Source organism: Leifsonia aquatica, from assembly GCF_014190775.1.
GTDB lineage: Bacteria > Actinomycetota > Actinomycetes > Actinomycetales > Microbacteriaceae > Leifsonia > Leifsonia aquatica.
Genome location: NZ_JACHVP010000001.1, coordinates 1246944 through 1267540, shown reverse-complemented (window position 1 = coordinate 1267540; position 20597 = coordinate 1246944). Strand labels below are relative to the sequence as shown.

Below are 20597 nucleotides of genomic sequence, written 5' to 3'. Positions count from 1 at the left end.
CGAGCCCGCTACACCAGGACGATCTTGTCGCGGGTCTCCCCGGATTCGAGGAGGCGGTGCGCCTCCGCCGCGTCGGCGAACGGGACGGAACGGTTGCGCTTCAGGCGCAGTGAGCCGTCCGCGAGCATCGGCAGTGTCACGGCCAGTGCGTCGGGGGCGCGGTCCGGGCTCGGGTTCGACATGGTCGCACCCGTGGCGGCGGCGCCGGCGTGATCGGCGAGCGTCACGACCCGCGAGGGGTCGCCGGTCGCCCGCACCGCCTCCGGGAGGCCGCCGTGCCCGGCGACGTCGACCACGGCATCCACACGCTCGGTCACAGCGGAGACCCGGTCGAACACGCCCTCGCCGTACGGGACGAATTCCGCGCCGAAGGAGGTGATCAGCTCCTCGTCGCGCGGGGATGCGGCTCCGACCACCCGGACACCCCAGGCGCGGGCGAGTTGCACGGCGATGACGCCGACCGAGCCGGCGGCCCCGAGCACGACGAGCGTGTCGCCCTCGGCGGCGCGGACCTGCCGCAGCACCCCGAGGGCGGCCTCCGCCGATGCGGGCAGTGCGGCTGCCTCCTGCCAGCTGACCTCTGCGGGCTTCGCGTGCCAGACCGAGGCGGCGACGAGCTCGCCGTAGCCGCCCTGACCGGGGAGGTACACCGCGACCTCGTCGCCCACCGCGACATCGTCGACGTCGGCGCCGAGCTGCTCGACCACTCCCGCCGCCTCGAACCCGAGGACGGATCCGGGGCCCTGCGGGAAGACGTTTGCCAGGTGACCGGCGCGGATGGCGAGGTCGGTCGGGCCGACGCCCGCGGCCTTCACCCGCACGAGGATCTCGCCCGGCCCGGCGGACGGCGTCTCCACCTCCCGCCACTGCAGGACCGCCGGCCCTCCGAATCCGGTGAGTACGACAGCGTGCGACATGGTGTCCCTTCGTTCGTCGACACCAGGCTACGGCTCGCTCGTCGCCCGCGCAGGATGGCGAGCCATACGGAGTAGCGTTCGTGGTGCTCCCCCGCCGTCATCCGTCCCAGTACTGGAGGAACGATGCGAGTCACCGGCCCACTGATCCTGCGCGGCGTCACCGTCGTCGACGTGCTCGCCGGCGGTCTGCGCCCGGAGGTCGACCTCCTCCTCCGCGACGGGGTGATCGAGCGCATCGCCCCGGCGGGCACGCTTGGCGACACTGACGCGGAGGTCGTCGATGCGAGGAGTAAGTACGTCGTCCCCGGCTATGTCGACGCCCACGCGCATCCGCTCGGGCTCGCCGACGCGGCGGCCGCCCTGGAGCTGATGGGTGCGTTCGGGATCACCGGGTTCCGTCAGATGAGCGGGTCGACCGCCTTGCTCGCGGAGCGGGCACGGTCCGCACTGGGTCTTCCCGACGGCGGGCCGGCGCTGCTCGCGCTACCCGGCGACCTGCTGATGCCGATGAACGCCGGCACGGTCGACGCCGCGCTGACGACCATCCGGCAGCAGAAGGACGCGGGCGCCGACTTCGTCAAGGTGGTCGCGGTGACGCCCGAGGTGCTGCTGGCGCTGCTGGACGAGGCGGCGGTGCTGGGCCTCCCGGTCGCGGGCCACCTGCCGAACGGCATCGACGTGCGGGAGGCGTCCCGCCACGGGATGCGCTGCATCGAGCACCTCGGCCCGGGCGTGGGGATCACCGCCGCGACGGCCGACGCGGAGTCGAGCATCCGCGCGGAGGCCGCGGCGGGGGCGCGCAGCCTGAAGGTCCCGTCCTTCACCTTCCCCGGAGCCGCGCGGCTGATGGGCCGGCTCCTGAAGAAGATCGTCATCAACCCGGTCACGATGAACAAGCCGCGGGACATCGAGCTGCTCGCGCGTGCCGACGACACCTTCGACGAGGCGAAGGCGCGCGCGGTGGCGGCCGTGTTCGTCCAGAACGAGACCTGGCAGTGCCCGACGCTCATCCGCGTGCGCACGCAGGAGCTGGCGGACGACCCGCGGCACACGGCCGACCCGGAGCTCCGCTACATCGCGGAGAGCACCGTCCGGTCGTGGAAGCGGGCGAACGCGAAGTATGCTGAGCAGGGTGAGAGTGCGCACGCGACCTACCGCCGCACGTACGACCTCCAACTGCGGCTGACGAAGATCTTCGAGGAGGAGGGCGTCAAGCTCCTCACCGGCACGGACTCGTGCGGAGCCGGTTGGGTCATCCCCGGTCATTCGCTGCACCAGGAGTTCGACGAGCTGGCGGGGGCCGGATTGTCGCCTCTGAGCGTCCTGCGGGCGGCGACCTCGAACGCGGCCGAGTTCTTCGGCACGACGCAGGACCAGGGGTCGGTCGACGAGGGAATGCGCGCCGACCTCGTGCTCCTGGAGGCGAACCCTCTCGAGAGCGTCGACGCGCTCCATCGGATCGCCGGGACGGTCCGGGGCGGCCGCTACCGGGATGCCGCCGAGCTCGACGCCGTGAAGTCCCGCATCGCGGGGACGCGCGCCATCACCGCCTGACCGGGCCCGGTCAGCCCGCGTTCGTCGCGCCCAGGCGAGCGACCTGTCCCGTGTGGACGTCGGCGACCCACTCCCAGCCCGGTTTCGCCGAGGGGCCGATCCGCGGGTCGTCCGGGGTGCGGCCGTCCCGCAGAGCGAGCAGGTACGCGTGGTCGAGCGCGATGCGTGTGCGCAATTCGCCGGCGTCTCCGACCGAGCCGTGCCCCGGGATGACGACCTCGGCGTCCGCTGCCGCGTTCTCGAGAAGATCGAGGGCGGCGAGGTACTCGCCGATCGGGTCGGCGGCGCTGTTCAGATCGAGCATCGGGATGAGGACGTCCGAGAGCATGTCGCCGGCGACGAGCACGGTTCCGTCCCCGATCAACAGCGCCGCGTGGCCCGGTGCGTGCGCGCGGTGCTCCACGATCCGGACGCCGGGACCCGCCCACGACAACTGCGTCGCGCCGTCCGGGACGCCGACCGTTCCCCCGAGCAGGCCGAGGGGTGCCTCCTCGGGGATCCCGAACCGCTTCGCATCGATCCCGCCGGCCAGTCGCTCGTGGGCCGTCGACGCGGCGACGGCCGTGGCGTAGCGGGGCGCGTCGCCGAGCGAGGCGTGCCAGAGTAGATGATCCCAATGCGGGTGCGTCGAGAACCCGGCGACGACCTCCTGCCCCGCCGCGGACAGATCGCGGGTGAGGCAGGCGAGCTCGTCCTCCAGGATGCCCGGATCGACGAGCAGCACCCCCTCCTCGCCCTGCACGACGATCGTGTTGCTCTGGCAGAACGTGCTCTCGTGGACCAGCACGCCCGGTGCGACCGTCGTCAGCATCCCGACCTCCCTCGACTCGTACCGGCATCGTCCCCCATGCGGCGCAAGGGAGGGAAGGGGTTTCGCTACTCTGGTCGGAAGAGCCAGCGAGGGGGCAGCATGCCGGATCCGGGGAGACGCGACGTCTTCCGGGTGCGCGGGTTCGTCGCCTTCTGGGCGTCGTACACCGTCTCGGGTTTCGGCACCTACGTCACGACGCTGGCGCTTCAGGTGCTCGTCCTCGCGGATCTCGGCGGCACGGCGATCGACGTCGGCCTGATCAACGCGGCACGGTGGCTCCCCTATCTTGTCCTCGGACTGGTCGTGGGCGCGCTGGTGGATCGGCGGCGCAGACGACCGCTCCTCATCGGGTCCGACCTCGGTCGTGCTGCCGTGCTGCTGCTGATCCCGCTGCTCTTCCTTCTCGGAGTGCTCGGCATTCCGGTGCTGCTGGGGATCGTCGTCGTGGTGGGAACGCTCTCGCTGGTGGGCGATGCCGCCTCGCAGTCGCTGGTGCCGAGGATCGTGCCGCGAGCGCAGCTCGTCGCCGCCCACGCCCGGACGGACCAGAGCGATGCCGTCTCCCAGACCGCGGGCCCGCTCGTGGCTGGCGCCCTCGTGTCTCTCGTCGGCGCCGCGGCCGCCATCGTGGTCGACGCGGCCTCGTACGTCTTCTCTGCGATAGCGATCTGGCGTGTCCGCGTCGAGGAGGCACCGGCACGATCCGTCCCGGCGTCCAAGCTGCGGGGCGAGATCGGCGAGGGCCTCCGCTGGGTGTACGGCCACCGGGTGCTCGGACCGATGTCCATCGGGACGCACGCCTGGTTCTTCTTCAACAGCATCCTGGGCACCGTCTTCACCACGTTCGCCCTGCTGGGACTGAACCTCACCGCGTTCCAGCTGGGTGTCGCGCTGGCGGGCGCCGGCATCGCCGCCCTGCTGGGGAGTTCCGTCTCGCTGCGGGCGGGCCGCCGGTGGGGCGCGGGACCGGTCGTGATCGCGAGCAACCTGGTCATGGTCGTCGGCTGGACGCTGATCGCGCTCGCGCCTGCCACGGCCGACCGGTGGGTGGTCGTCACGATCCTCACACTCGGGCAGGCGTTCTACGGTCTCGGGCTCGGCCTGAGCAATGCCAACGAGATGGGCTACCGGCAAGCGGTCACGCCCGACGCGTTGCAGGCGCGCACGAATACGACGATCCGTTCGGCGAACAGGGCGATGATCGTCCTCGGCGCACCACTGGGAGGGGTGCTCGCGACCGCCGCCGGCTATCGTCCGGCGCTGTGGGTCGCGATCGCCGGGATCCTGGCGGCGACGGCCTTCCTCGCGCTGTCCCCGTTCCGCACCGCGCGGCACGTGGAGGACGGGGTCAGCGACTAGGCACGTCCTCCTGCGCCACCACGCGGCGCCTCTCGGGGTGCGTGCACTTCGAGGGCGCGCCGCCAGACCTCTTCGTGCGCTGTGACGTACTCCGTCGCCGCGCGCCAGTGCTCGCCGTGCCCCTCGACGTACATGGTGCCCCACGGCTCGCGGCCGGTCTCGTGGGCGGTGCGGAGCAGCGAGTGCATCGCTGCCGTGCGCTCGCCGAGGGTGCGTGGCAGGGCTGCGCGTAACGCTCTGTCGGGACGGTAGCCGTCGAGGAAGGCGGCCAGGCGCGCGGCGGCCTCGGCCGGTGGCTCCGTGACGTCGTTCAGGGTGAAGGCCTGGGCCGCGTACGCGAGATCCCAGAGGCGGGTGCTCGGGCCCGCGCCGTCCCAGTCGATGAAGACCCAGCGCTCCCCCACGATGAGATTCCACGGGGCGAGGTCGTTGTGGCAGACGAGGTCCGCATCCGGTACCGGGATGAGCACGTCCCATTCGGCATCCGACGGTGGCGTGAACCCGGCCGCCGCATCGTGGATGCGCCGCACCAGTCGACCGACTCGAGCCAGGTCGTCGAGACCCAGCCGGTCGGAGTCCATCGCCAGAGGGCCGGCGACGAACTCGCTGACCTGACGCCCCCGGTCATCGCGCCCGAGCGGCCTCGGCACGTCGACTCCGTGCCCGCCCACCCACTCCGTGAAAGCGGTCACGGCGGGGCTGGCGGCTGTCCACGGCTTGCGCACGGTGTCGCCGACCCGCACGACACCGAGGGAGGCGTTCCCTCCTGCGAGCGGGATCTCGTCGGCAGGCATGGGGCCAGGCTACCGCCGGCACCGGCTCCGGCTCCGTCTGCGTGCGACTGCGGCGCCTCGGTACGTCTGCGCGGGCGCGCGCACGGGCAGATGTCCCTAGCGAGCGCAGACGCGCTCGCCGAGGCCGATGCTATGGTCTACTAAGCAATTAGTTCGGTCTACTAAGCAATCGGAGGTGCGGGATGGGCGCAGAGGTCGACGACGTCGGCGCCGAACTGCGGCGCGCGGTCACCCGGCTCTACAGCCGCTTCCGCTCGGAGCGGGTCGAGGGCGAGGTCTCCGAGGCGGCGCTGCTCGTCCTCGTGGTGCTCGGCAAGCGCGGGCCGATGAGCCTCAGCGACCTCGCCGACGCCGGCCGGGTCACCCTCGGCTCAGTGAGCCAGACCGTGCGGCGGCTCGAGGAGCTCGGCCACATCACGAAGGCACGCGCGACCGACGACCGGCGCAAGGTGATCTTCACCCTGACCGAGCAGGGCCGGGAAGCCGCCGACGCCTCCCGGCGCCACCGCGAGGACTGGCTCAACCATCGCCTCACCCAGCTGACCCCCGGGGAGCAGGACGACATCCGACGCGTCGCTTCGCTCCTCCTCCACATCGCCGACTCAGGAACAGGAACACCATGCATCCCGTCGAAGCCCTCTTCGTCCCGCTCGGCCGCGCGCTGCGCAAGCGCCGCCCCGACGAGGCATTGAGCATCGCCAACGCCCCCGAACTCACGACCGGCGGCCGGCTCACCCTGACGTCGCCGGCGTTCGCCGACGGCGGCATCATCCCGGCGAAGAACTGCGGCGCGCTGATCGGTACGAGCATCTCCCCCGCGCTCGAGTGGAGCGCACTGCCGGACGGGACGGTCGACCTCCTGCTCGTGTTCGAAGACCTCGACGTCCCGGGACCAGTGCCGGGCCTGCACACCGTCGTCGCGTTCCCGCCGACCGGCGGTGTCGAGGAAGGCGCCATCCGCGCCGACGATCCGCGCTTCCGCTTCCTTCCGCTCCGGCTCGGTGTCGCACGGTACGTCGGGCCGCGCCCCCTGCCCGGCCACGGCACGCACCGCTACCGGTTCCACCTCTACGCGCTCGACGCCCCGGTGGACCTCGCGGCACTCTCCTCCCCCGCCGAGCTTCCCGGTGCACTCGCCGGGCACGTGCTCGCCTCGGGCACCCTGCTCGGCACCCGCACGACCTGAGGACCGTCCGCCCTCACTGCCGAAGGTCTCCGTCGGCGGTGAGGGTCAGCCTCGCGCCCCATTGCCCGCAGCCGTCTGGAGCGACAGAGGCCGTCTTCACCATCGTACGGACGACGGTAGAACCACTGATCGCGTCGACCTCGACATCGACGGTGCTTCCCTGCTTGAAAGGAGTCGACGGCATCGCGCCGTCGACGGTCACCTCGTTGAACCCGACGGCGCACTCACCGCCGACGCAGACACGCACGTTGGTGTCGGGATGCTCGGTCACCCACGCCTTCACGGAGACGCTGACCTGCGGCCTGGGTGTGATCGCCCCTGCGCAGTTCCCCACAGTGGTGCACCCCGCGAGGCCCGTGCCGCACACCAGCACGGCGATCAGAACTCCTGCACTCCCCCAGCGGCGCATAGCCAGACGGTACCACCGCGTCCCTCCCGCGCACCGGTCGTGCCGCCTGCCAGAATGTGCTCGATGGGGGTCTCATTCGTTCTGCCGCGCCGCTGGGGCCGCGCGTACTTCGCGCTCCAAGCGCTGGCCGGCGCTGTCTGGTGGGTGGCCGTGTTCGCCTGGCCGCTGGTGCGGACGTCGACGCTGGGCGCCCTCGACCCGGTGCCGGTCGCGGCCGCCGACATCCCGCTGTTCGTGATCGCCTCGGCGATCGCGGCGGCAGGGGTACGCACCGCGGTCGTGATCGCGACGGTCTGGACGTGCGTCGTGAGCGTGGCGCTCGCCGTCTACGCCACCGTCAGCACCCTGGCGGGATGGGGAGTGCTGCTCATGCTGGCGGCGGCCGGCTGCTCGGTCGTCGCTCTCTGCGCGATGCTCCTGGGCAGGCTCCCGGCCGAGTGGATCGTGCAGGGGCCGTTCCGGTTCCGTCCGGCGTCTGCGCATCGATCGACGGCAGCCCACGTCGTTGCGACCTTCGGCCAGATCGTCGTCTTCTGGGGCTTCTTCCTCGTCGTCCTCCCGGTCGTGATCGCCCTCCTCGAGAGCCGTTGGGGCTTCCGCCTCGCCTTCCCGCCCGGAGCGGTCGCGCTCGGCGCCATGGTGCTGATCCTCGCCAGCGCGCTGGGCATCTGGTCGGCCATCTCGATGTCCACGCGGGGCGGCGGCACACCGCTGCCGGTGGCGATGCCGAACCGCCTTGTCGTCGCGGGCCCGTACCGCTGGGTGCGCAACCCGATGGCGCTGGCCGGCATCGTCCAGGCCGTCGCGGTCGGTCTGCTGGTGCAGTCGTGGATGGTCGTCGCCTACGCGCTGATCGGCTCACTGGTCTGGAACCACCTGGTGCGGCCGTTCGAGGAGGCCGATCTCGCCCAGCGCTTCGGCGACGCGTTCGAGGGCTACCGCCGCAGCGTGCGGTGCTGGCTGCCACGACTCTCCCCGTGGACGCCGGTCGGTGAATCGGTACAATCGCCCTGACGATGCGGCCGGAGGGGCGACCCGACCGGCCGGACGACAGCGGCGGAGGGCACGCGTGCACTGGTCGGCGGGGATCGAGGCGGCGGTCGACGACGCGGTCGCGCGCGCGACAGCGGGCATTCCGACCGTGCTCGACATCGAAGGGCAGGCCGGCTTCGGCAAGACCCAGCTCGCCCGCACGGTCGCCCAGCGGGTCCCCGCCGGAGCCGTGGTGCGAGCGACGGCGTACGAGGACACGCAGAGCGACCCGCTCGGTCTGCTCGATCAGCTCGGCGTCGAGACTGCGGGCCTGCCGTCGAACGCGCTGAGTGCCTCCCGGGCTCTCGGCGCCCACCTCGATGCGCTCGCCGGGGACTCTCCCCTCGTCGTCGTGCTGGACGACCTGCACTGGGCCGACCCCGAGTCGCTCGACGCCGTCGGCGTCCTCATGGAGCGCATGGCTGGCGACCGCGTGCTCCTGGTCGCCGCCCACCGCCCCGACGGTGCACGCCACGCGCGCTGGCGCTCGCGGCTCGCGGACATCCCGTCCGTCGTCGGCGTCGTGGTCGACGGGCTCGACGACGACGCGACCCTGGAGCTGATCCGGGAGGCCGCACCCGACGCGGGTCCGGGGCTGGCCCGGGCCCTCCGCGCGCACACCGGTGGCAGCCCGCTGTTCCTGCGCTCCCTGCTACACGAGCATGACGCCACCGAGCTGTCCGCGCTCGCCGAGCGCAACGAGCTCCCGGCGTCGAGCGACCTCATCGCCACGATGGGCGAGCGGCTCGCCCGACTCGACCCGGACGCGGTGGCCGCGCTCAGCGCGATCGCGGTGCTCGGTGGCGACGGCGCCGAGCCGTTCGTCCTCAGCGCCGTCGCCGACGTGCCCGACATCGGGCCGGCCCTCGACCTCCTGACGCGCGAGCGGCTGGTGGTCACCGATCGCACCGGCGCGACGCCACGGGCCCGCATCTTCCACGGTGTGGTGCGGGCCGCGGTCTACGACAACATCCCGCCCGCCACGCGCGAGCGGATGCACGCCGCCGCAGCGGCACGCGTCCCGTCGCCCGGCGACCGCCTGCGGCATCGGGTCGCGGCCGCCCGCGGATCCGATGACGGACTCGCGGCCGACCTGCGGATGTTCGCCGACGCACTCCACGAGCGCCTGCGGTACCGCGAGGCCGCGCGATTCCGCCGGTACGCCGCCCGCATGGCCGCCGGACCCGAGGATGCCGAGACGGACACGTTCGCGGCCGACTTCGAGTCGATCCTCGCCCTCGATCTGGAGGACATCAGCGTGCGGCAGGACGACGTGAGCCTCGAGCCCCGGGCCCGGTTCCTCGTCGGCGCGACGTTCGCCGCCGAGAAGCGCTTCGTCGCCTCGAGCGACGTGCTCGAGACGCTGACGGAGGAGGAGCTCGCCGCGGTCGACCCGCTGACGGCGTACCGCGCCCGGGTGCTGCGCGCCTGGTCGACGGTCGCGGCGGGGCGGTCGCCGCAGCGCGCGCTCCACGATCTCGACACGGCGAAGGAGGGCCCCGTCACCGACCCGGCCGTGCAGGGATACTTCGGTCTCGCCCACGGGCAGGCGGCGCAGCGCGCGGCTCCGGTCGACGAGCGCATGTCCATCCCCTCGCTCCTCTCCGTCGACCGGGCGCAGCTGGCCTCCACCCCCCTCGGGACGGTCAGCCTCGCGTGGCGTGGCGCGGTGATGTCGCTGACCGGGATGCCGGAGCAGGCGATCGGGGACCTCGGTCTCGTCACCTCCCGCTTCGGGGACGGGCTGATGGACTTCGGCGACGGTGTGTTCCACGCGCTGCAGGGGTTCGCCCACTTCGTCAACGGGCAATGGCCGCGCGCCGCGATGATGATCGATCTCTCGCGCGCCGGGACGCTGCGCAACGCGGCGCCGTTGACCGCGGCGATCGAGCCGTTGGCCGGGGTCGTCGCGGGCGATCCCGAGCGGGTCGGCGCAGCACTCGCGGAGGCCCGGCGCATCCGCGTCGCGGGCCCGCAGCCGGCCGCCGTGCACGCCGGGGACATCGTCGACGTGCTCGCGCTCGCCTTCGTGGGGACGGACGCCCAGCGGGCCGCCTGGCTCGAAGGCCGCATCCGCGACCTCGGCGATCCCGGGGATTGGGCCGAGGAGCAGGTCCCCCACCTCTGGTACGCCGCTCAGGCGATCGGGGCGGGATGGGCCGGTCGACCGGGGGACGCGCCCGGCTGGGCACACCTCCTGCGCACCGTGGATCCGCCGCCCTGGTCCGATGTCGTCGCCGACTGGCTGGAGGCGCGGGTCGACGAGTCGCCGGCCGGTACCGCGCGGCTGCTGGAGGTCGCCGCGCGCGGCATCCCGTCGCTTCCCGCCATCGACGCGCTCCTGCGATTCGACGTCGCCGCCCGCACTGCGGAGGACTCCCGAGGCGCGGAACTCCGGCGCTCGGCGGACTCCGCCTTGCGTGGCATCGGCGCCGACCTCCTTGCAGATCGGCTTTCGAGCGGCGCCGGACACGACGCGGGCACGCAACCGGAGCCGACGCATGCGCCCTCACTCTTCGCCGACCTGAGCGAGCGCGAGCGGGAGGTCGCGGCCCTGATCCTGGAGGGCCTGAGCTACACACAGATTGCGAAGGAGCTGTTCATCACCCGGTCGACCGTCTCGTTCCACCTCTCGCGGATCTACGCCAAGACAGGCACCGCCTCCCGGCACGAACTGGTGGAGGCCGCGCGCCGCAGCGGGGACTAGGCGCAGGACTGTGCACTTCGTACAGTCGGCCTCGACGGCGCGCTGGGAAGACTGGATGCATCATCCCGCTCCCCGTCCCGGAAGGACCCCATGATCGCGCACATCATCGCCGGACTCATCGGCAACTACATGACCACCCTCTTCGTCGTCGGCCTCATCGTGGCCCTGATCCGCGTGCTCGCGCACCGCGGCCCCCGCAGCGCCGAGTTCATCAGCGGCACGTTCCTCAACTCCTTCGTGATCTGGGCCGTCGGCGTCGCGCAGACCGTCAACTTCGTCATGCACTCCGTGTTCGGCGACTACGCCGCGAAGACGATCGGCTGGGCGCAGAGCCCCTTCCAGTGGGAGCTCGCCGTCAGCAGCCTCGGCGTCGGCGTGATGGCGTTCATCCTCGGCCGACGGAAGGCCCCCTTCATCGGCAAGGCCGCCATCGTGCTGGCGACGGTCATCTTCGGGCTCGGCGCTGCCGGCGGCCACGTTTACCAGATGATCGTCAACCACGACTACGCCGCCAACAACACCGGCCTGCTCCTGATCTCCGACATCGTCATCAACCTGATCGGCCTCGCCTTCGTGATCTGGCACGCCGTCGCGACCAACCGTGAGCCCGACACCACCGACGCCGAACTCGTCCGGACCGACGCCGTCCGCAGCGCCTGACCGCCGACTTCAACCGACTCAATCCGAAGCCCCGACCTGGAAGGACCCCCGTGAAGCACTCCATCGCCCCCTTCTCCCCCGACCCCGACCACGACTTCGAGATCCGCACCGCCCTCGGGCTGGCCGCGGAAGGCAGCACCGAGCCCGGCGAGGTGCTCGCGGCGACCGCCGGCATCCGTCGGGGCGACCACCAGGCATGGTTCGACGCCTGGAACGACCTCGCGACCCGGACGGCGGCCGTGGCCGAGGAGGCGGAGCAGGCCGGCCACCGGGTCAGCGCCGCCGAAGCCTCCCTCCGCGCCTCCACCTACTTCGGCGTCGCGGTCAACGCGCTCAGCGGCCTGCCGGACTCCGACGACCTGGTCGCCACTTTCCGCAAACAGCGGGCGGCGTGGGAATCGTTCGTGTCCCACTCGTCGACACGAGCGGAGCGCGTCGACATCCCGTTCGGTCTCGGCTCGCTGCCCGGCTACCTCTTCCGGCCGTCGCAGGATGCGCAGCCGACCGGCGCCACGCTGGTCGCCGTCAACGGGAGCGACGGATCGCTCGCCGCCCTCTGGGCGACCTGCGTGTCACCGGCACTGAAGCGCGGCTGGAACGTGCTGGTCTTCGACGGGCCGGGCCAGCAGTCGCAGCTGTTCGAGCGCAACACCTTCTTCCGCCCGGACTGGGAGAACGTGCTCACCCCCGTCTACGACTTCGTCGCACGCCAGCAGGGCGTCGACCCCTCGCGGATCGCCCTCTACGGCATCAGCCAGGCCGGCTACTGGGTGACGCGCGCCCTCGTCTTCGAGCACCGCTTCGCGGCGGCGATCGCCGACCCGGGCGTCGTCGACGTGTCGACGTCCTGGACCAGCCACCTCCCGAAACCGCTGCTGAAGGCGCTCGACGACGGCGAGACCGAGAAGTTCGACAAGGAGATGGCGCTGGGGCTGACGTTCGCCGGCGACACCGCCCGCACCTGGCACTTCCGCGCCCGGCCCTACGGGACGACGGGGTACGCCGAGACCATCGAGGCGGTGCGCACGTACCGCGTCACCGAGGAGCAGGCCCGGCAGATCACCACGCCCCTGTTCATCACCGACCCCGAGGGCGAGCAGTTCTGGCCCGGTCAGTCGGAGCAGCTGGCGCAGTGGACCGCGGGGGTCTCGACCCTCTCCCGCTTCACCGCGGCGGAAGGAGCCGACGGCCACTGCGAGCCGCTCGCCCGCACCGTGACGGCGCAGCGGATGCTGGACTGGCTCGATACCCGGGTCGCCGCATCCCGCTGACGCGATCCGGTCAGTACTCGCCCTTGATGACGAAGAACGAGCCGCGGATCTCCCCGGCGAGCTTCGACTTCTGCCGGGCGAACTTGAAGCGCTCGGCGAGCTCGGCCGGCACCTCCATGCCCTGCGAGAGCTTGAACCCGACCGCGCGTTTGCCCGCCGGGTCGAGCGCGTACATCACGTTGATCGCGAGGCCGGACTCGTAGAACACGTAGTCCATCCGCAGCCCGTCGACCTCGAACGTCGTCGCCTGCAGCGGCCGGGAGGCGATGTGGATGTCGCGCTCCTCGGCGAGCACGCGCGTCAGCCGCTCGACGGCCTCCGTCTCCTCCGCGGCCGGGCCGACCGCGAAGTCGTGGTCGTACTTGTTCTTGTAGTAGCGCGCCTCGTTGGCGCGCAGCCCCGCCAGCGCCTCCGCCACCGGGCTGGACTCCAGCCCCGCCGTGGACACGTTCACGAAATCGACGATCTCCCGCATGAGGCCTCCCAGCCGTCCGTTCCCCTCACGATAGCCGTCCGTCCGCGCCCGGCTCCTCCAGCCCGTCCAGCTTCTGGAGGAGGCGGGTCGTGGTCTTCCACGACCGGACGGTCATCGACTGGAACACCGGCATCGCCATCAACCGGGTGATGCGCGTCTTCGTGGCGAGGGCGGCGACCCGCGAGAAGTAGAGGGCGCCCGGTCCGGGGGCGACGGCATCCACGCCCTCCCTCAGCTCCGGAAGCTGGGCGAGGACCTCCTCGGCGGTCAGCGGCCGCTTGAGGAAGAACACCTCGCTTCGGAGTTCGGCGGAGCCGTGATCGCGCGGAGCGGCAGCGACCGTCGCGGCGAGTTCGTCGTGCGATCGGACGAGCGTGGGGATGGCGAAGCCGAAGCGTTCCGCGAGCCTGGTCTCCAGCGCCTCCTCCAGCCGCCCCGGTGTCGTGGACGGCGCCGCGAACAGGACGTTCCCACTCGCCGAGTGGGTGCTCACGTCCGTGTTCCCGAGCCCCTCGACGAGGGCGGCCAACTCCGTCATGTCGACGGCGTTGCGCCCGCCGACGTTGATCCCGCGGAGCAGCGCGACGTACGCGGTCACCGGGCCCGGCCCTCCCGCTCGACAGTGGAGGCCGGGTCGGCCGCCTCCGCGGCTCCCGCCTGCAGGGACCCGAGCAAGGCGAGCTTCTCCGCCGCCTCCGCAGTGGCCGGGTGGTACAGCACGAGCACCAGACCGTCGGTCCCCGTCACCTGCAGCTTCTCGCGGTGCACGCTCAGAGCACCGACGACGGGATGCTCGAACGTCAGCGTGCCGCCCTGCCGCTCGCGGACGTCGTGGCGGCTCCACAACCGACGGAACGTCGGGCTGGCGATCGACAGCTCGCCGACCAGCTCGACCACCCGCGCGTCGTCGGCGTCCGCTCCGACCGAGCGGCGGAACCCGGCGATCAGAACCGCCGATGCCGCCTCCCAATCGGGGAACAGCGCCTGCTCGGCCGGGTCGAGGAAGACGTCGCGCATCCGGTTGCGGCCCGCGACGAGCCGCGGCGAGAGCGCCGTGGCGAGTGCGTTCGCGGCCAGCACGTCGAGGTAGCGCCCCTCCACGAACGCGGGGAACGGCAGCTGCGGCACGAGGGAGGCGATGCTCGCCGGCAGCGTCTCGGCGCGCGGCCGCCGCGGACGACGCGGCCGCTCGTCGGCCCGGACGAGACCCAGGAGGTGCGCGGTGGCCTCCTCGTCGAGCTGCAGTACGCGCGCGACCGACCGGAGCACCTGACCCGACGGGTTGCGATCGCGGCCCTGCTCGAGCCGCAGGTAGTACTCGGCGCTGATGCCGGCGAGCATCGCGACCTCCTCCCGCCGCAGCCCCGCCACGCGCCGGGTGCCGTGCACCGGGATGCCCACCGTCTCGGGCGAGACCAGCTCGCGCCGTGCACGGAGGAACTCCCCCAACAGGTTCTGCTCGCCGTCCATGCGCCCACGCTACCCACCGCGCGTCCCGCTGTGCCTGTTCCTGCCGGTACCAGTGTCACGGGAGCACTGGCTCGTGTGCGGGCGGAGGACGACGATCGGACGGTCAGCACTCCACGAAGGGAAACACCATGTCGACCCAGCGCGTCCTCGTCACCGGCGGCTCCGGCTTCATCGCCGGTCACATCATCCTGCAGCTCCTCGACGCGGGCGCGTCCGTCCGGGCGACCCTCCGCTCACTCGACCGCGAGCCCGAGGTGAGGAGGGTGCTCCGCGACGCCGGCCTGACCCGCGACGACGCCCTCGAGTTCGTGGCGGCCGATCTGCTCGCCGACGCCGGATGGTCGGATGCGATGAGCGGCGTCGACGGCCTGCTACACGTCGCGTCGCCCGTGCACCTCGGCCCGGTCGAGGACGAGGAGGAGGTCATCGCTCCCGCACGGGAGGGGACCCTCCGCGCCCTCCGGGCGGCCCGGGATGCGGGGGTGTCGCGCGTCGTCGTGACCTCGGCGTTCCACGCCGTCGGCTTCGGCCACCCCCCACTCGACCGCGCCTTCACCGAGGACGACTGGTCGGTGCTCGACGGCCCGGGAATGGACGCCTACGGCCGCAGCAAGGTGCTCGCCGAGCGCGCGGCCTGGGAGTTCATCGCCGCGGAAGGCGGGAGCACCGAGCTGGTGACGATGCTGCCGGTCGCGGTCGTCGGCCCGCTCCTCGGCGACGGGCTCTCGGGCGCCAACCACCTGGTCCACCGCGTGCTGACCGGCGAGCTGCCAGGCTACCCCGACTTCGCGGTGCCGTTCGTGGATGTGCGGGATGTCGCCGCCGCCCACATCGCCGCCCTCACGGCGGACGACGCAGCTGGTGAGCGCTTCCTGCTCACCAGCCAGGAGGACGCGGTCCCCCTCGCCGACGTCGGAGCCGAACTGCGTTCCGCCCTCGGCGACCGCGCCCCGAAGGTGCCGACGGCGCTCCTTCCTTCCGACGCGGTCCGCGCGGCGGCCGAGGCCAACCCGGGGATGCGTCCGATGGCCGCCGAGCTGGGCTACCGCAAGAAGGTGTCGAGCGAGAAGGCGCGCCGCCTCCTGGGCTTCCGCCCGCGCACCTGGCAGGAGGCCGTCGCTGCCGCCGGCGAGAGCATGCTCGCGCACGGCCTCGGCGACTGAACCCCGCGGTCGCGCGCGTCGCCCCGCTCAGCCGATGAGCGAGACGGCCCGCGCGATCACCAGGGCGAGCAGCACGAATCCCGAGAACGACTCCAGCGCCATCAGCAGCTTCGCCCGGTGCGAGAGCGGCATCGCGTCCGTCGCGCTGAAGGCCATCGAGTTCGACAGTGAGCTGTAGAAGTAGTCGATGTAGTTGGGCACCCAGTCGAGGCTCTGGCTCGACCCGCGAGACACCTCCTCCACCGTGTCGCGGTCCTCGTCCTGCGGGAACCGGAAGTCCGCCAGCGGCAGGGCGTGGCGCGCCCGGGTCACGCGGGAGACCGGGCCGCCGCGGTCCATGACCCAGAAGACGAGGGCGAACGCGATGACGTTCGTCACCCAGACCTGCACGGAGGCGAGCAGGATCTCCGAGCCGTTGCCGCTCTTGTTCAGGAGGCGGATGACGGTCTCGACGAACGCCACCTGGTTCGCCACCAGGATGAGCAGCGCCAGCGCGAACTCCAGCCAGCGCGACCACCGCGACTCGCGGGACAGCCGATGCGGGTTGTAGACGACCAGCGCCACCAGCATCAGCAGGCACACCCCGACGACCAGGTACCGCTCGAGCGCGGGCACCACGCTCGGCAGGAAGGCGTAGGAGGCGAGCGCGAGGAGCGTCGCGATCACGGCGGGCCAGCGGTGCTCCGGCGCGACGTCGCGCGCTCTGCTGTCGTCTTCGTCCACCCGCCGACCTTACGCCGAACCGGCATCGCACCGTGCGCGGAACACGGTGCGCGGTTCCGTGACAGCACGGTGCCAGGGGTTCCGGACCGCCTCATAGGCTGACGCGAACGACCCTGAACCTGGAGGCCGCCGTGATCAGAACCGCCGCATCGACCCGTCCCCGCCGTTCCCGTCCCGCCGCCCCCGACCTGGCCGGCCGCGACCTCGCCGTCGACGGGGTGCGCGTCTTCTGCGTGCTGATGGTGGTCGTGGCGCACCTGCTCATGGTGGGTGTCGGCGTGGACGCCTCGGGCGCGCTGACGATCAGCAAGCCGGTGACCGAGCAGAGCTGGTTCCCGCTCGCCACGTGGTTCGGCCAGGTGATGCCGCTGTTCTTCGTGCTCGGCGGCTTCGCCTCGTTGACCGCGTGGCGGTCGTCCCAGCGCCGGGGCGCCACCGGGGCGGACTACGTGCGCAGCCGCCTCGTCCGCCTGATGCGCCCGACGGTGCCGGTCTTCGCGTTCTTCTCGGTCGTCATCATCGGCGCCCTGGTCGCCGGAGCGTCGGCGTCGCTGGTCGCCGGGGTCGCTCAGGGGGTCGGAACGCCGCTCTGGTTCCTCGCGGCGTACCTGCTCTGCCAGTGGTGCGTGCCACTGATGGCCCGGCTGCACGAGCGTGCACCGCTGCGGACCCTCGTCGCCCTCGCCGCCAGTGCCATGCTCGTCGACGCCGTGCGCGTGGCGACGGGCGTCGAGGCCGTCGGCCTGGTGAACGTGCTCTTCGTGTGGGTGTTCGTCCAGCAGCTCGGCTTCCTGTACGCCGACGGCGTGGTGCTGCGGGCCTCCCGCGGCGTGCTCGTGGGGATCGCGGCCGCCGCCCTCGCACTCCTCGGAGCGGGCGTCGCCACCGGCCTCTACTCCCCCGACATGCTGACCAATCAGTACCCGCCGCTGTTCGCCCTCGGCCTGCTCGGGATCGCGCAGCTGTGCGTCCTCGCGCTGCTCCATCCGGCGCTCACCGCCCTGATGCGCACGCGAGCGGCGCGCGCCCTGACGTTCGCGGTCGGCAGCCGGCTCATGACCGTCTACCTCTGGCACCTCACCTGCATCATCGCGGTGACGGGGATCTGCCTGCTGCTGCCGTTGCCCCTGCCTGCGCCCGGCAGCGCCGCGTGGTGGGAGACGCGGCCGTTGGTGCTCGCCGCCGCCCTCGTGCTCGTCGCGGCGCTCTCGCTGGTGCTGGCGCGCTTCGAGCGGGCACCGCGACCGGATCCGTCGCGCACCCGTCGTCCCGCGACCTGGCGCGTCCAGCTCGCGGTGCTGCTCGCCGCCACCCCGCCGTTCCTCATCATGTGCTTCGGCTTGGACGGCTCCCTCGCGGTGCTCGGGCTTATCGGCGCGGTCGGCGCGCTCCTGCTGTGCCGCTCGGGGCGCGTCACCGCGCCTTCCCTCAGCTCACGGGCGTAGACCGCCGACCGGCCGCTCGTTCAGCCGCGCAGCACGGCCACCGCCTCGATCTCGACGAGGGCGCCGGGATTCGCGGGGGCGACCGCGAGCACCGTCACGGCCGTGCGATGGTCGCCCCAGACCGTCCGGGTGGCCGCGTAGGCGTCGGTCGGGTCGATCGACGGGTCGAGGTGGATGGTGAGCTTCACGACGTACTCCGGGCCGGAGCCGGCGGCGTCGAGCACCGCGAGCACGTTGCGGAGCGCCTGCTCCGTCTGCGGGCCGAGGCCGTCGCGGAGGACGCCGTCGCCGTCGATGCCGTTCTGGCCGCCGACGTAGAGGGTGGGGCCGGCGGGGGCGATCATCCCCTGGGCGAAGGCCGGGCTGCGGACGAGGGCGGGCGGGTCGACGGGTGTGGGGAGCGCGGACATTCTGGTGAGTCCCTTCTCTCGATCGTTCTGGTCGATCGTTCTGGTGCCGGCCATCCTCCTCCCGACCGCCGACGGCGGCCAGGCTCTGGGCGTAGACTCGCGGTCGTGTCTTCCACTCCTCCCCTTCGGCCCATCGGGCGTCTGGAGGTCGTCGGCGCTCTCAGCGCCGGCGTGAGATAACCCTGTCCCCCACTCGGTGACCCCGGGTGCGCCGTTCCGCGCACCCGTTTTCAGGACAGAATTCTCGACACGATAGGCCTACCCATGCATCCCATCTCCGACGCGCGCATCCGCGCGTCCTTCGTCAACGCATCCGTCCGCGAGCGCAAAGAGCTCACCCTCCCCGACCTCGACGCGGTCGCCTGGGACGACATCGACTTCCTCGGCTGGCGCGACCGCAAGCTCCCGAACGTCGGCTACGTCGTCGCCGAGATCGACGGCGAGCCCGTCGGCGTGCTGCTGCGCCGCGCCGAGGGCTCCGTCCGCTCGCGCCCGCAGTGCTCGTGGTGCGAAGACGTGCACCTCCCCAACGAGGTCGTCTTCTTCATCGCGAAGCGCGCGGGCAAGGCCGGGCGCGACGGAAACACCGTCGGCACGCTCGTGTGCTCGGCCTTCGAATGCTCGGTGAACGCGCGCAAGCGCCCGGCGACCGCCTACATCGGCTTCGATGTGGAGGCGGCGCGCCGGCAGCGCATCGAGACCCTGCACGAGCGGGTCGACGCGTTCGTGCGGCGCGTGCTCGGCGACGCCTGAGCCGCGTCCCGCGCCCTCGCGCTCACTCGCCGTCGTCGAGGAAGTGCTCGTGGCGGTAGCCGGAGTCGTCCAGGATGGCGACGGTCGACTCCGGCACCTCCACGAATGCGCCGGGCAGGTCGTTGAGCGGTTCCGAGACGATGACCTTCGCGTGGTCTCCGAACAGGTGCAGCCGGTCCGCGTCCGGGTACATCTGGCGCAGCTCGGGGATGGCAGCCGAGTGGAAGAGCGTGCGTGTGCGGTGCGCCGTGGAGTAGCGGAAGGCCCAGAGGGTCGCCCCGTCGGAGAGGGCGATCGTCCCCTGCATCGGGAACGCGACCCCCTTCGCCTCGCCGACCTTCTCGATCTGCCGCACGGCGCGTCCCATCGCACCGATCGGGTCCTCCTCCAGACCGAGCGTGAGGGCGAGGTAGAACAGCACCTCGGAGTCGGTGGTCCCGCGGATGTCCAGGTACAGCGAGGGGTCGACCGCGAAGGTCAGGTCGCGCTTCATCGCCTCGAAGCCGCCGAGGAACCCGTTGTGCATGAACATCCAGTTCCCGTGGCGGAAGGGGTGGCAGTTCGTGCGCTGGATGGGTGGCCCCGCGGCGGCGCGCACGTGCCCGAAGAAGATCGGGCTGGCGATCGAGTCGGTCAGCTCCCGCAGGTTCTCGTCGTGCCAGGCGGGCTCGATGCTGTGGAACAGGGCGGGCACGCTCCCGGCGACGGAGCCCTCGGGGTACCACCCGAAGCCGAACCCGTCGCCGTTCACGGTCTCCGCCCCGAGCGGCGAGTTGAGGGACTGGGCGACCAGCGAATGCTGTGCGTCCAGGATGAGGACGGAGGGCTTGAGGGGCTCTCCGGAGTACGCGAGCCAACGGCACATTGCGACCACCTCCCGGTCGGGTCGGCTCGACCATAGCCCCGGCCCGGTGCCCGCGGGAATGCCCGGCGTCGGATGCGCCGGAAGTCCGGCCTCAACCGAGCAGGTCGTCGGCGCCGCCCGCGGGGACGGGGATCACGACGACGGGCCGCTGCTGGTCGTGTGCCAGCCGTGTCGCCACCGATCCCGACAGCAGCCCCTCGACGGCGTGACCGAAGCCATGTGGATGCGCTCCGACCACGATGAGTCGCGCATCCACCTCGGTCGCCAGACGGGCCAGCGCGTGCCGGGGGTCGCCGGCGAGCACCCGGAGGGTCCATTCGGGCGCGTCCGCGCCAAGCGCGTCGCCGACCGACCCGGCCAGCGCCAGCGCGATCGCGTGATCGTCGGAATCCATCCCGGCCGGATGCAGTGAACCCTGGTCGCGGCCGTCGGCGGGGTCCCATTCCTCGAGATAACTGTCGGCGGCGACCATCGCGCAGAGCAGCGCGCGCCCCAGCTCCTCGGCCAGGGCCGCCGCCTCCTGGACGACGACGCGATGCTGCCCGGCGTGCACGCCCACGACGACCGGGCCCGCTGCGGAGGCGGAGGTCACG

General features: G+C 72.0%; 22 protein-coding genes. 11 read left to right on the top strand and 11 right to left on the bottom strand.

All coding sequences use genetic code 11. The annotated features are described in order from the left end of the window. Window positions 1-8: 8 nt before the first annotated feature. On the bottom strand, window positions 9-917 hold the full coding sequence (locus FHX33_RS06035) for an NADP-dependent oxidoreductase (RefSeq protein WP_183428271.1): 909 nt from the start codon (window positions 915-917) through the stop codon (window positions 9-11). 123 nt (window positions 918-1040) lie between these two features. On the opposite strand from FHX33_RS06035, the gene FHX33_RS06030 reads away from it, so the two are divergent. Further along, window positions 1041-2471 (top strand): amidohydrolase family protein, encoded by a 1431-nt coding sequence (locus FHX33_RS06030; RefSeq protein ID WP_021763716.1) that lies wholly within the window; start codon window positions 1041-1043, stop codon window positions 2469-2471. A gap of 10 nt (window positions 2472-2481) precedes the next feature. Here the strand turns inward: FHX33_RS06030 and FHX33_RS06025 are convergent, their stop codons facing one another. Further along, window positions 2482-3282: an MBL fold metallo-hydrolase gene (locus FHX33_RS06025; RefSeq protein WP_021763715.1), complete on the bottom strand. Its 801-nt coding sequence runs from the start codon at window positions 3280-3282 to the stop codon at window positions 2482-2484. 99 nt (window positions 3283-3381) lie between these two features. Here FHX33_RS06025 and FHX33_RS06020 point away from each other — a divergent pair, with 99 nt between their 5' ends. After that, window positions 3382-4641 (top strand): MFS transporter, encoded by a 1260-nt coding sequence (locus tag FHX33_RS06020; protein ID WP_021763714.1) that lies wholly within the window; start codon window positions 3382-3384, stop codon window positions 4639-4641. On the opposite strand, the gene FHX33_RS06015 is transcribed toward FHX33_RS06020, so the two are convergent. After that, complete coding sequence (locus FHX33_RS06015) at window positions 4638-5435, bottom strand: phosphotransferase enzyme family protein (RefSeq protein WP_021763713.1); 798 nt, start codon at window positions 5433-5435, stop codon at window positions 4638-4640. The genes FHX33_RS06020 and FHX33_RS06015 overlap by 4 nt on opposite strands. Window positions 5436-5617: 182 nt before the next feature. On the opposite strand from FHX33_RS06015, the gene FHX33_RS06010 reads away from it, so the two are divergent. Both FHX33_RS06010 and FHX33_RS06005 read left to right on the top strand, forming a co-directional pair. After that, complete coding sequence (locus FHX33_RS06010) at window positions 5618-6127, top strand: MarR family winged helix-turn-helix transcriptional regulator (protein ID WP_021763712.1); 510 nt, start codon at window positions 5618-5620, stop codon at window positions 6125-6127. After that, a complete protein-coding gene (locus tag FHX33_RS06005) occupies window positions 6055-6621 on the top strand; it encodes a YbhB/YbcL family Raf kinase inhibitor-like protein (RefSeq protein ID WP_021763711.1) in 567 nt (188 codons plus the stop codon). The genes FHX33_RS06010 and FHX33_RS06005 overlap by 73 nt, the downstream gene beginning before the upstream one ends. 13 nt (window positions 6622-6634) lie before the next feature. On the opposite strand, the gene FHX33_RS06000 is transcribed toward FHX33_RS06005, so the two are convergent. After that, complete coding sequence (locus FHX33_RS06000; RefSeq protein ID WP_155829049.1) at window positions 6635-6892, bottom strand: hypothetical protein; 258 nt, start codon at window positions 6890-6892, stop codon at window positions 6635-6637. Window positions 6893-7093: 201 nt separating this feature from the next. Between FHX33_RS06000 and FHX33_RS05995 the strand changes: the two genes are divergently transcribed. The 4 genes from FHX33_RS05995 to FHX33_RS22080 all read left to right on the top strand — a co-directional run bounded on the left by FHX33_RS05995 (window position 7094) and on the right by FHX33_RS22080 (window position 12700). Then, complete coding sequence (locus FHX33_RS05995) at window positions 7094-8044, top strand: isoprenylcysteine carboxylmethyltransferase family protein (protein ID WP_039922746.1); 951 nt, start codon at window positions 7094-7096, stop codon at window positions 8042-8044. A 55-nt stretch (window positions 8045-8099) separates the two neighbouring features. After that, window positions 8100-10769 carry a LuxR C-terminal-related transcriptional regulator gene (locus FHX33_RS22085; RefSeq protein ID WP_183428270.1) on the top strand — a complete coding sequence of 890 codons (2670 nt, stop codon included), beginning with the start codon at window positions 8100-8102 and terminating at the stop codon, window positions 10767-10769. A 90-nt stretch (window positions 10770-10859) separates the two neighbouring features. Beyond that, on the top strand, window positions 10860-11429 hold the full coding sequence (locus tag FHX33_RS05985) for a DUF6790 family protein (protein ID WP_021760490.1): 570 nt from the start codon (window positions 10860-10862) through the stop codon (window positions 11427-11429). Between the two features lie 50 nt (window positions 11430-11479). Continuing rightward, window positions 11480-12700 (top strand): alpha/beta hydrolase family protein, encoded by a 1221-nt coding sequence (locus FHX33_RS22080; RefSeq protein ID WP_021760488.1) that lies wholly within the window; start codon window positions 11480-11482, stop codon window positions 12698-12700. 10 nt (window positions 12701-12710) lie between these two features. Here the strand turns inward: FHX33_RS22080 and FHX33_RS05975 are convergent, their stop codons facing one another. From FHX33_RS05975 to FHX33_RS05965, 3 genes are read right to left on the bottom strand one after another with little or no spacing between them, the layout of a single operon-like run. Further along, window positions 12711-13175: a hypothetical protein gene (locus tag FHX33_RS05975; RefSeq protein ID WP_021760486.1), complete on the bottom strand. Its 465-nt coding sequence runs from the start codon at window positions 13173-13175 to the stop codon at window positions 12711-12713. Window positions 13176-13200: 25 nt separating this feature from the next. Further along, the gene (locus tag FHX33_RS05970) at window positions 13201-13773 is read right to left on the bottom strand and encodes a DUF1697 domain-containing protein (RefSeq protein WP_021760484.1); all 573 of its coding nucleotides are present in this window, start codon (window positions 13771-13773) and stop codon (window positions 13201-13203) included. Next, entirely contained in the window at window positions 13770-14645 is an 876-nt protein-coding gene (locus FHX33_RS05965) for a helix-turn-helix domain-containing protein (protein ID WP_183428269.1), read from the bottom strand. The genes FHX33_RS05970 and FHX33_RS05965 overlap by 4 nt, the downstream gene beginning before the upstream one ends. Before the next feature lie 128 nt (window positions 14646-14773). Here FHX33_RS05965 and FHX33_RS05960 point away from each other — a divergent pair, with 128 nt between their 5' ends. Continuing rightward, a complete protein-coding gene (locus tag FHX33_RS05960; protein ID WP_021761342.1) occupies window positions 14774-15808 on the top strand; it encodes an NAD-dependent epimerase/dehydratase family protein in 1035 nt (344 codons plus the stop codon). 27 nt (window positions 15809-15835) lie between these two features. Here the strand turns inward: FHX33_RS05960 and FHX33_RS05955 are convergent, their stop codons facing one another. Then, window positions 15836-16531 carry a hypothetical protein gene (locus FHX33_RS05955; RefSeq protein WP_021761345.1) on the bottom strand — a complete coding sequence of 232 codons (696 nt, stop codon included), beginning with the start codon at window positions 16529-16531 and terminating at the stop codon, window positions 15836-15838. Between the two features lie 131 nt (window positions 16532-16662). Here FHX33_RS05955 and FHX33_RS05950 point away from each other — a divergent pair, with 131 nt between their 5' ends. Next, window positions 16663-17976 carry an acyltransferase family protein gene (locus tag FHX33_RS05950; protein WP_021761348.1) on the top strand — a complete coding sequence of 438 codons (1314 nt, stop codon included), beginning with the start codon at window positions 16663-16665 and terminating at the stop codon, window positions 17974-17976. A 20-nt stretch (window positions 17977-17996) separates the two neighbouring features. Here the strand turns inward: FHX33_RS05950 and FHX33_RS05945 are convergent, their stop codons facing one another. After that, window positions 17997-18386 carry a RidA family protein gene (locus FHX33_RS05945; RefSeq protein WP_039921619.1) on the bottom strand — a complete coding sequence of 130 codons (390 nt, stop codon included), beginning with the start codon at window positions 18384-18386 and terminating at the stop codon, window positions 17997-17999. A 264-nt stretch (window positions 18387-18650) separates the two neighbouring features. Between FHX33_RS05945 and FHX33_RS05940 the strand changes: the two genes are divergently transcribed. After that, window positions 18651-19139, top strand: a complete 489-nt coding sequence (locus tag FHX33_RS05940) for an FBP domain-containing protein (protein WP_021761352.1) — start codon at window positions 18651-18653, stop codon at window positions 19137-19139. 22 nt (window positions 19140-19161) lie between these two features. Here FHX33_RS05940 and FHX33_RS05935 read toward each other — a convergent pair whose 3' ends face one another. Together FHX33_RS05935 and FHX33_RS05930 are read right to left on the bottom strand one after the other, a co-directional pair. Further along, complete coding sequence (locus FHX33_RS05935) at window positions 19162-20004, bottom strand: class II glutamine amidotransferase (RefSeq protein ID WP_021761354.1); 843 nt, start codon at window positions 20002-20004, stop codon at window positions 19162-19164. Between the two features lie 91 nt (window positions 20005-20095). Further along, complete coding sequence (locus FHX33_RS05930) at window positions 20096-20596, bottom strand: universal stress protein (protein WP_021761356.1); 501 nt, start codon at window positions 20594-20596, stop codon at window positions 20096-20098. Window position 20597 lies beyond the last annotated feature (1 nt).

Bases quoted from the DNA above. Each gene is read 5' to 3' on its own strand.
- FHX33_RS06035 (WP_183428271.1), bottom strand. From the start codon at position 917: ATGTCGCACGCTGTCGTACTCACCGGATTCGGAGGGCCGGCGGTCCTG.
- FHX33_RS06030 (WP_021763716.1), top strand. From the start codon at position 1,041: ATGCGAGTCACCGGCCCACTGATCCTGCGCGGCGTCACCGTCGTCGAC.
- FHX33_RS06025 (WP_021763715.1), bottom strand. From the start codon at position 3,282: ATGCTGACGACGGTCGCACCGGGCGTGCTGGTCCACGAGAGCACGTTC.
- FHX33_RS06020 (WP_021763714.1), top strand. From the start codon at position 3,382: ATGCCGGATCCGGGGAGACGCGACGTCTTCCGGGTGCGCGGGTTCGTC.
- FHX33_RS06015 (WP_021763713.1), bottom strand. From the start codon at position 5,435: ATGCCTGCCGACGAGATCCCGCTCGCAGGAGGGAACGCCTCCCTCGGT.
- FHX33_RS06010 (WP_021763712.1), top strand. From the start codon at position 5,618: ATGGGCGCAGAGGTCGACGACGTCGGCGCCGAACTGCGGCGCGCGGTC.
- FHX33_RS06005 (WP_021763711.1), top strand. From the start codon at position 6,055: ATGCATCCCGTCGAAGCCCTCTTCGTCCCGCTCGGCCGCGCGCTGCGC.
- FHX33_RS05995 (WP_039922746.1), top strand. From the start codon at position 7,094: ATGGGGGTCTCATTCGTTCTGCCGCGCCGCTGGGGCCGCGCGTACTTC.
- FHX33_RS05985 (WP_021760490.1), top strand. From the start codon at position 10,860: ATGATCGCGCACATCATCGCCGGACTCATCGGCAACTACATGACCACC.
- FHX33_RS05975 (WP_021760486.1), bottom strand. From the start codon at position 13,175: ATGCGGGAGATCGTCGATTTCGTGAACGTGTCCACGGCGGGGCTGGAG.
- FHX33_RS05965 (WP_183428269.1), bottom strand. From the start codon at position 14,645: ATGGACGGCGAGCAGAACCTGTTGGGGGAGTTCCTCCGTGCACGGCGC.
- FHX33_RS05960 (WP_021761342.1), top strand. From the start codon at position 14,774: ATGTCGACCCAGCGCGTCCTCGTCACCGGCGGCTCCGGCTTCATCGCC.
- FHX33_RS05945 (WP_039921619.1), bottom strand. From the start codon at position 18,386: ATGTCCGCGCTCCCCACACCCGTCGACCCGCCCGCCCTCGTCCGCAGC.
- FHX33_RS05940 (WP_021761352.1), top strand. From the start codon at position 18,651: ATGCATCCCATCTCCGACGCGCGCATCCGCGCGTCCTTCGTCAACGCA.
- FHX33_RS05935 (WP_021761354.1), bottom strand. From the start codon at position 20,004: ATGTGCCGTTGGCTCGCGTACTCCGGAGAGCCCCTCAAGCCCTCCGTC.